The organism is Flavobacterium sp. PL02, assembly GCF_035013205.1.
Classification (GTDB): Bacteria; Bacteroidota; Bacteroidia; order Flavobacteriales; family Flavobacteriaceae; genus Flavobacterium.
This window is the reverse complement of sequence record NZ_JAYGJP010000006.1, coordinates 252,303-264,924: the sequence shown is the minus strand read 5'-3', so window position 1 is coordinate 264,924 and position 12,622 is coordinate 252,303. Positions and strand designations below refer to the sequence as shown.

Here is a 12,622-nt window from a genome sequence, read left to right as displayed (position 1 = left end):
ATATGAGTAAATTCACTAAATAGCTATAAAAATAGGCACTTCGGCATTTTCTGGATTAGATGCTTTTTCTCCGTATATCTCAAAATCGGCAGTATATTTTCTGTTAAGATCAGTATTCCAAATTTCTATCCATTTCTGGATTACAACACCGTCGGCTAATTTTCCTTTGGCTGTAAATTGTTTGTAGGTTTCTTTTGCAATGGTTTTTCCAATCATTCCGGTTGGTATATTCTCTAAATTTGAAACTTTACAGCCTAAAATAGTGGTGTACGGTTTTGTATAATCCTTTTCATATTCGGTGTAAACAGCATAGATTGAGCTATCTATTTTATTTGGAATATTTTCGATTGTGTTTTCAGACATAAATTTGTTCCAAAGCGCTGGAATATCTGTTGCAGATTGTTCATTTTCATTGGTAGTTCTTATCGATAATCCGATAATAAAAAACTCTTCGATAGTAATTAATTCCATGGTTTTTGATTTCAATTTATAATGTTATTCTATGTAAAAGTAGCACAAAAAATTATGCTGTTAATGCTAATGTTGTTGCTAAAATCGAAATAAATAAGCATAATGGAGAGAAGTATTTGGTATCCATTTGTGCAAATTTTGTGGTTTTGACTTTTTTAAAAAATCCAACGTATTTGAATTCGCCAATTGCTCTCACAATAAACAATATCGAAATAATCCAAAGTCCATATTCTTGTAACCAATTAGGCAAACTAAAGACTATTATTTCTGATTTTATTAAAATTAAAACCGAAAGACTCAGTAATACAATTGTAACTACCATACATTCTTTTAGTTTCGGATTGATAACTTTTTCATTGTTTGCGGTTGTTGGTATAGCGGCATCATTTCCCCATTTCCCACCAAATCCCCAATAAATATGAATTCCTGCCAGGAATAGAAAGATGGTTACTAGAATTAATCCAATTGCTGTTTGCATAATGTGATGAGTTATATTTTTTTGTCTACTACTTTTTTGTGGCAACTATCGAATATACCATTGGGATTTTATTGTCCAAATGTTTTATTCTGTATTTTTTTGGTTCAAACTCGATGGTGTTATTAAAGCAATTATATGGCGAGTAATCATATTCATTTAGGGCATTTAGTTCTAGTCCGTTTTTTATTAGACTATTTACAACTTCGCTCATACTATGATTCCAACATACGTACTCTAGTTCTATTGGAGCTTCTCTATCAGCGTAGGTTCCCTCTTGAGTTTCTATTATTGCTCCCGAATTAAAATAATTATATCCTACTTTTTCAAAATTATCATCGAACATCCAAACTACTGGATGAAATTCGACAAAGACTAATTTCCCATTTGGGTTAAGGAAATCAGAAATTAATTTTGCCCATTTATCAAGGTCTGGCAACCACGGGATTGCTCCGTAACTTGCAAATACAATATCGAATTTCTGGTTTAAATGGTTTGGTAAATCATAAATATCACAACATATAAATGTAGCTTCAGCATCAGCTTCTTGCGCAAGTTTGTTGGCGCTATCTATTGCTTTGTCAGACAAATCGACTCCCGTAACATTTGCGCCAAGTCTTGCCAAAGAAATTGTGTCCTGACCAAAATGACATTGCAAATGCAGGATTGATTTACCTTTTACATCACCAAGTAATTCTAATTCGATACTATTTAATGAAGTGTTTCCTTTTAGGAAACCTTCTAAATCATAAAAGTCAGATGTAAGATGTGACTCAACCCGACTGTTCCAAGATTGTTTATTAACTTCTATATAGTTGTTTTCTAAGCTCATTTTGTTGGTATGAATTAATAATGTGTTTTTTGCAGATTATCTATAAAAAGGAACATGGATGAAACGGATTCGCTAAAGTGAAAACACGATTCCGAAGTGTCGGGATTGCACCTTTTGCGGTTAATTTTTCTGCCTCAGATTAAAAGGATTACATGGATTTTTTATGCTTTGCGACCTTTGCGTAAATCATTGCGATCATTGCGGTTAATTTTTTCGCTCCGTTTTTTTATATATTAAACGCTTCTTTCGGAAATTTATCGGCTATAAGATTCAGGTTGATGTTATGTTCTAAATAGGCTTTTAGACCGTCTAGAACAGTGGTAAATCCGCCTGTAGAATCTTTGATTGTATTTAAAAGTTCGTCGCCTTCTTTATCAAAACCATAATTTTTGATAACCACATAAGTTGTATCGTCGGTTATTTTTCTGAATTCAAAATCAACGGTTGTTTTAGGTTCGTTCCATTCGATAGTAATCTTTTCGTTTTCGATAATTTCTTTTACAAAAACGGTAGTTGATACTTTATACATTTCCCATTCCCAGATTATATTTTTGCCTACAACCAGTTTATCACTTCCTTTTGTAAACCAAAAGTTCTTGGTTACATTCGGGTCTATAAAAGCATTAAAAACAATTGCAGCTGGTTTTCTTATCAGCATTTGGGCTTCAACAGATTTTGGATTACTACTCATAGCGATATTTTTTCTAGTTATGTTTTTAGAATTTTGCGTATAAAAGGATTCTTTTGAACGCGTATAATGATGGCGTTTTACTAAACCTTTTTTCTATTCTCTTTTTAAATTCTTTGATGAATTGTTCTTTAATTGCACCTTCTAATCTCTCGAAATAGGGAACTAATGTTGAGCCCAAAATAAACTCATATAATTCGTCATGCGACTTGGCTATCATAGGATATACCTTTTGGTAAATAACCATATCTGTACCGCCATTCTCGAATAAAATTTGAGCATAATCGTCCATTGTAAGAACAGGAGAAAGTCGTTTCCAATTATTTAATGCGCTCTTATATGGTTCTTCCTGCACTAATTCGATTACAATCTGATTGAGTAAATTCTCGTTCTGACAAGGCATTTGGATTGCTAATTGTCCATCGGGATTTAATAGTGATATAATTTTAGGAAATAATTCTTGGTGATTATCAATCCATTGTATTGATGCATTTGCAAAAACTAAATCCCATTTTTCTCCCGTATTAATTTGTTCTTCGATGGTTTTTTGATCAAATTGTATCGAGGTAAATTCTTTGGCTTTCTCCAGCATTTCTTTCGAGGAATCGATGCCTTTTACTGAAGGATTGGTTAGCTTTTCGGATAGCATATTGGTTAACTCTCCAGTTCCGCAACCTAAATCTATGACTTTCATATTTGGTTTATCCTGAATATGGGCAATCAAATCGAAGAAAGGTTTGTATCGAAGTGTTTTAAACTCGTTGTATTTTTCGGGATTCCATGCCATAATTTTCAGCGTTTTTATGTAGCAAACGAAGTTAAGAAAATTAAAGTTTTTATTTAGTTAAAAACAATAAACTGTGGTAGAGAAATTAACCGCAAAGGACGCAAAATTTTTTGAATCTGTGGCTTAAAAAATGGGACGCGGATAAAACGGATTCGCTAAGGCGAAAACGCGGATAAAAACGGATTTTTTTCTATTTTTTTAATCTGTTTTAATCTGCGTCTTTACTTTTGTAAATCCGTTTTATCCGCGTCCCATTTATAGATTATCTATGGCAGCAAATAGAGGTTATCTTTCCTAATCTTTCCAGATTGGAATTTTGACAAAACTATCATTATACCATTTTATTTTTAGAGGTTCTTTGGCATCTTTAATGGTTTCATCGCTTACGTCTTTACCAGTTCCATAATTTAGTTGGGCGAAAGCATTTTTATTTACATTTATTACCACAACCAAGCGGCTTCCTTTGCTTAATTGCTTGCTTACTAATCTGGTATTTGTAAATGGGATAGATTCTATTTTGTTAGGAACAAGAAGATTTCTGGTTGTAATATCTTTTGCATAACTGGCTCTGCCTAAAAAATAGGATAAGTGAAAGTATTCGCCATTAGGCATCAATTCATATAATACTACACCTAAATCCATATCTTTTTTGTTGATAAGCGCTTTTATTTCGCCTTCAAAAGCACCATTAACCAAAATAGGTTTATCAAGGGGTTCGCTTATAAAAAAATAGCCATTTATAGTATCGAGTTCTTTACGAATTATTGGATCTGGGTAATAGTCATTATTGCTAATTTCTCTGTTGGCAAAATCTACTTTCTGAGGTAAGAACCCAGATTTGGCTGGTTTTTTATCTGATAATAGATATTTATCTTTCGATTTGGTATTGGTTAAATATAATTTAAGAAAACCGTTACTCATTTTTTCTAATGATGGTGCATGTCTCCATTCATTAGCACCCATTACTTCATAGTTTATTTTATCTTTTAAAACGGCAGGTTTAGGACCACCTTTAAGAATGTAGTTAAACCATTCGTAGGTTAGTTTCTTGGTATTAAAAATCGCTATAGGATCTACTTTATAGTCATTTATGGTAGGGTCTCCACCTTTTTGAGCACCAAAATGTCCATAAGGTCCGATAACAAGATAATGCTCAGCATTTTTATTGTATTTAACTTGCTCTCTTAAATAGTATAAACTAGATATTTGGGAATCGTTATAATAACCATCGATGGATAAAATAGGGATGTTTATTTGGGCAAATTCATCTTTGTATGGAACCATATCTTGCCAGTATTTGTCATAGCCAGGATGTAATAACCATTTTTGTAAATACTTATTTGGTGTACCATCAATGCTGTCAATTTTGCGATAAGCAGTGCCTGAGTTCCACCATTTGTCCTGCATGGTTCGGAAACGTTTTCTGTCGTCTCCAACAACTGTATCTAAGGTTTTGTTATTGGTTACATAAAATGCCCATTCGTAATTAGGATTTATAAATACGCTATTTTCCATTGGTAATCCCATTCCTGGTCTGTTGGCTACATAAGGAACGATTGTTTTAAGTGCTGGATGCAATTTTTTTGCCGATGCCCATTGTGTAAAACCGTTATAGCTACCGCCAAACATTCCGATTTTTCCGTTGCACCATGATTGCTTGCTTGTCCAGTCGATAACATCATAGGCATCTTTACCATCATGCTCGTACGGAAATATTTCGTCGGGACTTAATCTTTTTCCTCTTGAATATGCCATAACTCCAACATAACCATTATCTGCGGCTTCTTTTAAACCTTTAATATCTCGATCGCGTACATAAATTGTAAATTGTAAAATAACGGGTTGTGGTGTTGTTATTCCTTTTTTACGAACTACAATTGCGGAAATTAATGCTCCATCTCTGGTTTTAATTAAAACATCATCCTGTATATCATAAAGTGATTTGGAATCTTCGGGTTTTGTAGCATTTACTTGTTGTGCTGATGTGTTGAGAACGATTAGGAAGAGAAACATAAATTTCAGAAGTACTTTCATTAAGAATTGTTTTAAAGTTTGTTTAGGTTGTTAAATATTTAAAAGTTAAACATAAAATGAGATTATTAATTGTGTAATTTGTTTAAAATTATGATAATTATAGATAGAATTAACATAAAGCTAACTAGGAATATTATGTGACTCAATACAGATAATAGAAAAGCTTTGGTTTTAGTGAGTTTATTAAAAAATTGAACATTTGTCCAATAAATTAATATAATATCTATAACATATAGAATTTGGGTTATCGTTTTTATATTGGGAGTTCCATTATAATAATAAAGCAACGGAAATAAAGCAATATGTACAAAGAGTCGTTGCGAGGCTTTAAAGGTGTTGAGTATAAAATATTCGATATAGTTGTATCCTTGTTTTCTAAATGCGATATATGTTCCCAATGAGTAAAATGGTATTGTTGCTAATGTTATCCATGAAAAATGAGTCGCGACCCATTCATTTGCTGCTTTGGGATTAATTATCGATAGTGTCTCACTATCTGTGGGAGCATCGGCAATTAGGTTGATATGAAAGTAATGATAAAGAACTCCATAAAGAGTTGCGAGAATAATTACTAAGGAAAGTGGTTTAAAATGTTTAATTCGTTTTCCTTCTATAAACTCTCTTATGGTATTTCCGGGACGCGTAAAAAGTTGTTTGGCGGAGTATAAAATACCTTTATCAAAATGAATTAATCCGTGTTGGATTTCATGCATCAGGAAATGAAAATCGAGTTTGTGAGTTTCGGCTGGCTGTCCGCAATTACTACAATAATGCCCTTTAAAATGCTGATTACAGTTCTTACAGATTATATTCATCTTGATTATTTATTATTTAATCATTTATTTATGCTGCTTTATATGATAAACTTTATGTATTTAATGAAAATGCTACTGCAGCTCTCGAGTGTAATAATACAGTATCAAATGTTGGGATGGTTACATCTTCGGGTTTTATAACAAGCGGAATTTCGGTGCAACCAAGTATGATTCCTTCGGCTCCGTTTTGTATCAATTTATCAATAATTTCCAAGTATCGTTTTTTGGTTTTTTCAGTGACAATTCCTTTTCCTAATTCTTCAAAAACAGTCATGTGTACAAACTCTCTGTCTTCATCACTAGGAATAATTGTTTCGATACCTCTATCGGTAAGTTTAGATTTGAAAAAATCAAGTTCCATTGTAAATTTAGTTCCCAGTAATCCTACTTTTTTTAGTCCGGTTTTTTCGATTTCTTCGGCTGTTACTGTGGCAATATGAATTAGTGGGATTCCGATTTCTTTTTCAAGTCTATCGGCAATATGATGCATAGTGTTGGCACATAATACAATTGCCGTTGCTCCCGAAGATTTTAAATGTTTGCATGCTTCATATAGCATCTGAAAAGTTTTCTCCCAATCATTATTATCATTATTTTTTTTGATGTCTTCATAATTAAATGAATAAATAATACATTGAGAAAAGTTTAATCCGCCCAATTTTTCATTTATTCCTTCATTAATAAGTTTGTAATAATCGACTGTAGATACCCAACTAATTCCGCCAATAAGCCCTAATGTTTGCATATTTTGTTTAAACTTTATATTGTTTGTACTGATTTAAAAACTAATTATATGTTTTGTAATTTGGTTTTAATCTTTAATTTCCAATAAAAGTATGCAATAGTAACCACCTCTGCAACAAGAATCCAGAGGAATTTACTAGTAAAAAAACTATGATAATTTCCCTGATTTGGGATTATGGTAAAAGGTACAGTTATGAGTACATCTAGTGTTAAAGCAGTTGTAACTATAATTAAACCAAGTATGAATCCGTTGGTTTTATTTCCGTTTTTATAGAAAATAAAAGCACCAAGAATTGTAAATGGAATTACCAATGGTGCAACAACTAAGAATTGTTGTAATGCAGAATCTTTAATGTTTGGAAGATAACTTAATACACCGAAAGTACTAAATATTAATAGCCAGATTAACGCTCCAACTAAAATTGCTCTCATTTTTTTCATTTCATTTTAATATTAAAAGTTACTATTTCTAAACAAACACACTATAATTAATAAGAAGAATGATAGTGCAGATGTTATAGTTCGAACCAAATGCAGATTATTCCATTTAAGTTCAAATTGATCTCTTAAACTTCTGGCATTTTCCAGAGAGATATTGGTTAAGTCAGTTTTGTCTAAAAGATTATTTAGCGGAATATTGCCCATAATTGTTACCAGAAATACGCCTACAAAATATAATATTGCCGCAATTAGTAATAGCCAGAAAATATAAGGATGATTGGATTTATATAGATAAGCTGTAGCAAAAGATAAAAATACTGGTCCCATAATTATCACTAAAAATAATGGGTTTACAATAGTACGGTTCATGTTCTGGAAAGCTCTTAGATAATTAATATCATCAAGCCTGCCAATACCTGGAGTTATAGCATTAGACCAAGTAAAAAAGATCCCAGCCAGAAGTCCGGTTAATAATGTGGTAAATAATAAAACAATAGTTTTTGTGTCGATAATAAATGGTTCCATGATTATGATGTTTAGTTAACAAAATAAAATTAGAACTATTGATTATCAGTTGTTTGTTTTAAAAGGATTAAAGTTTGTTCGAAAAGAATTATTTTTTTAGTTCGCTTGGTCGTACGCCAAATTTTTTATGGAAAGCATTCGAGAAGGAACTTAAACTTTCGTATCCCACAAACCAAGCAGTTTCCTGAATGTTCTTGTCGGTATTGCTTAATAATTCATGCGCTTTATTTAGTCGTTGCTCCTGAAGGTATTTAAATACAGGAATACCAAAAAGTTCTTTAAAATTCTTTTTGAGTTTGTTGTTGTTAAGACCAATTTGCTTAGATAACTCACTTAATGAGGGTGGAGTAGCAATATTTTGGGTCATAATTTCTTTTGCGTGAAAAAGTTTATCACGGTCAATTTTGTTGGTGGTTTTTTCTTTTTCGGTAGCAAGATGTGCAAAGAAATGTGCCAGTAATTCGGTTATCTGGCTTTTAAGAAACATTAATCTTGTATCTCCTTTGTATTGGGTATTAAATATTTTTTGAACTGCATTTTGCATATCGGGTGACATATAAAAACTTGGACCTTCTACAAAATTGGCTTCGGGATTAAGGAGTTGTTGTAAATACTCAGAGAAGATTTCGCTTTCACGTTCTGGCAGCATATTAAGATTTTTTATCTTCATGAATACGCTAATAGATTGCAATGGTTTATTAGGCGAAATTTTATGTGCAAATCCTACTTTGCTGTTTCCGAAAAATGAAATTGCAATTCCTGTAGTATTGTTTATAATTATACTATTGTTTTCATACGTAATTTCTAATTCGACATTTCCTGAACCATAGAAAGCAAAGCCAACTGCATCACCATCGATTTCGCATTTTTCGATAATCGTTTTTTCGGCATTCGATTGCTCGATTAAAACGACAAAGTTGTTTATTTCTATGATATCTGTTGTCATGGAATATGGATTAATTCTATTCAGAAAATTTATTTAAAATAGTAATGGCATTGTCTGTATCTTTTTTATTTACAAAGATATGATCGTGATAAAATGCAGCTACAACATTGCAACTAATGTTATTGTCTGATAACGCTTTCGCGAAAGCGGCAGTTAAACCTACAGCTTCTAATGATGAATGTACAGTTAGCGTTATCCACGACATTACAACCGAATAACTTAGTTTAAGTTCATCGGCAATTTCTTTTTTTAAGATTAAAGTAATGCCTTCACTTTCTGTAAATGACATTACAATATCTTTTAGAGCTATATTTTCAAGACTTTTAACGGTACAAAAAACATAATCACCAACATTGTGTTTGGGTTTCATGCTTTTGAGTAATTTCTCTAAATCTTTTTCTCCAGACATTTTAATGGATTGTTTTTATTTTATTAACCCGTTGAGCACAATTATTTTAAACACATAGATTTAGCACTCTCAAAAATAGACGTTTCACTTTACATACAGCCGCATAGTAACTATATCTTAGATGCACTGCGGTGCATCTCTACCTTCAAATGTATTATCTCAACTTGTTACTATGTGAGAGAAATGTTTTTCTTTTTGTATCCTTTTTTGCACATAAAATCTGTGTTTCTATGTGTTAAATCAATTCTATAATTACATAATTATTTATTAGTCATATGCAATGCAATCCTGTTTCCTTCGCAGTCTTTAAATTCAGTGAGTACGATAATTATTATTCGATTCGTTTTACAACATTATCAAGATTATCAACTACTAAATTTAAAACGATTTTGTTATTAGGGAATTCTTTTTGTATTTCATTTCTTAATAGGACAAAAGGAATTTGTGATTCAGGGATGTCTTCAATAGTTTGATTACATGGAATAGAAACTTCATAAGTAGAATTACTCTTTTTTATGTACACATATTTTTTAGTTGTATTTTCAAAAAATGCATTTTTTTCAAAGCCTTCTGCTAGTTTGTCTACTTCTGTTACGGGTATATTATCTTGATAAACAATTTCGTTTTTCATAACGCCATATTCTTTTGTTATTCCATCAAATTGTTCATTTTCTGTAAATAACACTACACATATAATAACACTAAATGTGATTAAAAGGGCAATAAAGCTGATTCCAATTGTTCGCCACCAACCAAAAAATGAACCACCAGAATTTATATGTTCATTTATTTTTTGTCCCTGAAAATGTTGTACGAAATAAAAAGCTATTCCAGTATATATTAAAGGGATTATCTGATTTGGGACTTTTACATCTTCAGGAATTAAAAAAACGCCACCAAATATTATTATTGTTGCTATAATTGCAATTATCCATGTTGTTTTTGCTTTTTTTGTGTCATTAAATGCCTTAAAATTCTCAGCTATCAAATATCCAGCTGCAAGGGGTCCTCCTAAAAATGTTCCAACCCAGATAGCTCGGTCTTTATAAATTTTTTGTGTAGGCACTTCATTCTCTTTTAATTCTTCCATTTTTATTGTAAAGTATTGTTTTGTATAAGTTGTTATATTATTTATTAGCCATATGTAATGCAATCCTGTTTCCTTCGCAGTCTTTAAATTCTGCTACTGAACCATATTCTCCGTTTGATGTTATTGGAAATAAAACTTCGGCACCATTTTGCAATGCGAGATTTAAAGTTTCCTCGATATCCTCTGTATTAAAATAAATAAGCGTTCCGTTTATCGTTGGGTTGTATATTTCTCCTTTTGCCAAAGCCCCCGTGATTCCGTTATGACCTTCGATAAGAGGAAAAAATGCCATTTCGTTATTATGTATAATATCTCGCTCAAAGGCGAAATTGAATACTGCTGTGTAAAATTGTATGGCTCTTTCTATATCGGTTACAGGAATCTCAAAATAGACAACTGGATTTGATTTGTTTTTCATTTTATTGTTTGATGATATATTTTATTACCAACGAAGTTATGGAAAATTTTATCTCGATTTGTTATTTGATATTGTCATATATAAAAAAACCTCGCTTAAATTGCTTAAACGAGGTTGCTTTATTTTTGATTTAATTACTAAAATCAGTCTGTAAATTTTTTAAATATTGAACTTGCTATATGTCCACCAAAGCCGAACGTATTGCTCATTGCATAATTAACTATTCTTGGTTGTGCTTTACCGAGTGTCAAATTAAACTTATTTAAAAATTCAGGTTCTACCGTTTGTGTATTTATTGTTGGTGGAACAATGTTTTCCTGAATAGCTTTTATACAAGCAATTGCTTCAATAGCTCCTGCTGCACCAAGTAAATGTCCAGTCATTGATTTTGTTGCACTAATATTGGCATTTGGATTTAATCCAAATACTTTTTCCATTGCCTTAAGTTCACTCAAGTCGCCAGTAGGAGTTGAGGTAGCATGAGCATTTATATAATCGATTTTGTCTGATGTTATTTGAGCTTCCTCAAGAGCAAGTTCCATTCCTAGAATAGCACCTTCGCCGTCTGGGTGTGTACTTGTTAAGTGATAAGCATCTCCAGCTAATCCACCACCAACAATTTCGGCAAGAATAACAGCATTCCTTTTTATTGCATGTTCATAGCTTTCTAGTATGACAGCACCAGCACCTTCACCTAAAACAAATCCGTTTCTTGTTGCATCAAATGGGCGTGACGCTTTACTACAATCCTCGTTTAATGTTGATAATGCTTTTGAGGCATTAAAACCTCCAATAGATGATTCTGTGACAGAAGCTTCAGAGCCACCACTAATTATCATATCGGCTTTGCCCCAACGGATGTAATTAAATGCATCAATGATTGCTGTATTACTCGCAGAACAGGCAGATACTGTGGTATAATTAATTCCGCGAAGTCCGTATTTTATAGAGATTGCTCCCGAAGCAATGTTAATAATCCTCTTTGGAATGAAAAACGGGCTAAATCTAGGTATGCCATTACCTAATTTATATTCTCCAATTTGTTCTTCGAATGTTGAAACGCCACCATCACCAGAGCCCCAAATAACTCCAATTCTGTTTTTATTTAAAGAATCAAAATCAATATTTGCATTTTTGATAGCTTCGTCTGTTGCATATAATGCGTATTGAGTAAAAAGGTCATATTTTCTTATTTCATTTTTCTCAAAAATGTTTTCGGGATTAAAATTCTTAACCTCACAGGCAAATTTTGTTTTGAAATTAGAAGTATCGAATTTTGTTATTTCAGATGCGCCACTAACTCCGTTGATTAGCGAATGCCAATATTCCATTACATTATTGCCAATAGGAGTTACAGCTCCCAATCCTGTTATTACTACTCTTCTCATTATTTTTTAGATTTTAGTTCTTTTAGAATTGTTTCTTTTACAATCACAAAATCATTCTCGTTTGTAAGTCTTGACAGTTGTACAATTGCAACCATATTTGTTATTATCATCAATGCCTTTGTTCTTGGCGAAGATTCGAAATCAAATATTTTAAGTTCTTTTCCTTCAGTTAGGACTTCGGTTAACCAATTAATAACTAGTGCTGCAAATACTTGTAGTTCTGTTTTTATAGACTCATCTAGAGTATTTAAGTCTGTTGCTAATGAACCAACAATACAGACTTTGTTCTCCTGTTTTATTTGAGTATGTATTGCCAGGAAAGCTTCAAGTTTTGTTAAGGGAGATTCATTGGCAACTTTTTCTTTTAAAGTTTCATATCTCTCGATATGTTCTTTGATTGTTGCTACTCCAAGGTCTGATTTTGCGGGGAAATGATAATGGATTGAAGCAGTTTTTATACCAATGTCATTAGAGATATCTTTAAAACTAAAGGCATTGTACCCTTTTTCTCTTATCAATTGATCTGCTTTGTCTATGATTGCTTCTCTTGTGGTCATCG

The 12,622-nt window shown here is 32.2% G+C and carries 16 protein-coding genes; all 16 read right to left on the bottom strand.

What is annotated here, in order from left to right; translation table 11 throughout:
- Window positions 1-15 precede the first annotated feature (15 nt).
- The 16 genes from SHI72_RS17530 to SHI72_RS17455 all read right to left on the bottom strand — a co-directional run bounded on the left by SHI72_RS17530 (window position 16) and on the right by SHI72_RS17455 (window position 12,620).
- The gene (locus SHI72_RS17530) at window positions 16-471 is read right to left on the bottom strand and encodes a GyrI-like domain-containing protein (protein WP_323490849.1); all 456 of its coding nucleotides are present in this window, start codon (window positions 469-471) and stop codon (window positions 16-18) included.
- A gap of 52 nt (window positions 472-523) precedes the next feature.
- Window positions 524-949, bottom strand: a complete 426-nt coding sequence (locus tag SHI72_RS17525) for a DUF3995 domain-containing protein (protein ID WP_323490848.1) — start codon at window positions 947-949, stop codon at window positions 524-526.
- A 28-nt stretch (window positions 950-977) separates the two neighbouring features.
- A complete protein-coding gene (locus tag SHI72_RS17520; RefSeq protein WP_323490847.1) occupies window positions 978-1,778 on the bottom strand; it encodes a class I SAM-dependent methyltransferase in 801 nt (266 codons plus the stop codon).
- Between the two features lie 226 nt (window positions 1,779-2,004).
- Window positions 2,005-2,469: an SRPBCC family protein gene (locus SHI72_RS17515; protein WP_323490846.1), complete on the bottom strand. Its 465-nt coding sequence runs from the start codon at window positions 2,467-2,469 to the stop codon at window positions 2,005-2,007.
- A 25-nt stretch (window positions 2,470-2,494) separates the two neighbouring features.
- Complete coding sequence (locus SHI72_RS17510; RefSeq protein WP_323490845.1) at window positions 2,495-3,253, bottom strand: methyltransferase domain-containing protein; 759 nt, start codon at window positions 3,251-3,253, stop codon at window positions 2,495-2,497.
- A gap of 294 nt (window positions 3,254-3,547) precedes the next feature.
- A complete protein-coding gene (locus tag SHI72_RS17505) occupies window positions 3,548-5,287 on the bottom strand; it encodes a CocE/NonD family hydrolase (protein ID WP_323490844.1) in 1,740 nt (579 codons plus the stop codon).
- 65 nt (window positions 5,288-5,352) lie between these two features.
- Complete coding sequence (locus SHI72_RS17500) at window positions 5,353-6,102, bottom strand: DUF3667 domain-containing protein (RefSeq protein ID WP_323490843.1); 750 nt, start codon at window positions 6,100-6,102, stop codon at window positions 5,353-5,355.
- Between the two features lie 52 nt (window positions 6,103-6,154).
- Window positions 6,155-6,847, bottom strand: coding sequence for an aspartate/glutamate racemase family protein (locus tag SHI72_RS17495; RefSeq protein WP_323490842.1), 693 nt, complete (start codon window positions 6,845-6,847; stop codon window positions 6,155-6,157).
- A gap of 44 nt (window positions 6,848-6,891) precedes the next feature.
- Window positions 6,892-7,278, bottom strand: coding sequence for a DUF5367 family protein (locus SHI72_RS17490; protein ID WP_323490841.1), 387 nt, complete (start codon window positions 7,276-7,278; stop codon window positions 6,892-6,894).
- 21 nt (window positions 7,279-7,299) lie between these two features.
- Entirely contained in the window at window positions 7,300-7,812 is a 513-nt protein-coding gene (locus SHI72_RS17485; protein WP_323490840.1) for a DUF1772 domain-containing protein, read from the bottom strand.
- Between the two features lie 88 nt (window positions 7,813-7,900).
- A complete protein-coding gene (locus SHI72_RS17480; RefSeq protein ID WP_323490839.1) occupies window positions 7,901-8,758 on the bottom strand; it encodes an AraC family transcriptional regulator in 858 nt (285 codons plus the stop codon).
- Between the two features lie 16 nt (window positions 8,759-8,774).
- A complete protein-coding gene (locus SHI72_RS17475; protein WP_323490838.1) occupies window positions 8,775-9,167 on the bottom strand; it encodes an ACT domain-containing protein in 393 nt (130 codons plus the stop codon).
- A 331-nt stretch (window positions 9,168-9,498) separates the two neighbouring features.
- Window positions 9,499-10,257: a hypothetical protein gene (locus tag SHI72_RS17470; RefSeq protein ID WP_323490837.1), complete on the bottom strand. Its 759-nt coding sequence runs from the start codon at window positions 10,255-10,257 to the stop codon at window positions 9,499-9,501.
- Window positions 10,258-10,294: 37 nt separating this feature from the next.
- Entirely contained in the window at window positions 10,295-10,675 is a 381-nt protein-coding gene (locus tag SHI72_RS17465; protein WP_323490836.1) for a VOC family protein, read from the bottom strand.
- A 143-nt stretch (window positions 10,676-10,818) separates the two neighbouring features.
- Window positions 10,819-12,063, bottom strand: a complete 1,245-nt coding sequence (gene fabF / locus SHI72_RS17460) for a beta-ketoacyl-ACP synthase II (protein ID WP_323490835.1) — start codon at window positions 12,061-12,063, stop codon at window positions 10,819-10,821.
- A complete protein-coding gene (locus tag SHI72_RS17455; RefSeq protein WP_323490834.1) occupies window positions 12,063-12,620 on the bottom strand; it encodes a TetR/AcrR family transcriptional regulator in 558 nt (185 codons plus the stop codon). Before SHI72_RS17455 ends, fabF begins: the two co-directional genes overlap by 1 nt.
- Window positions 12,621-12,622 lie beyond the last annotated feature (2 nt).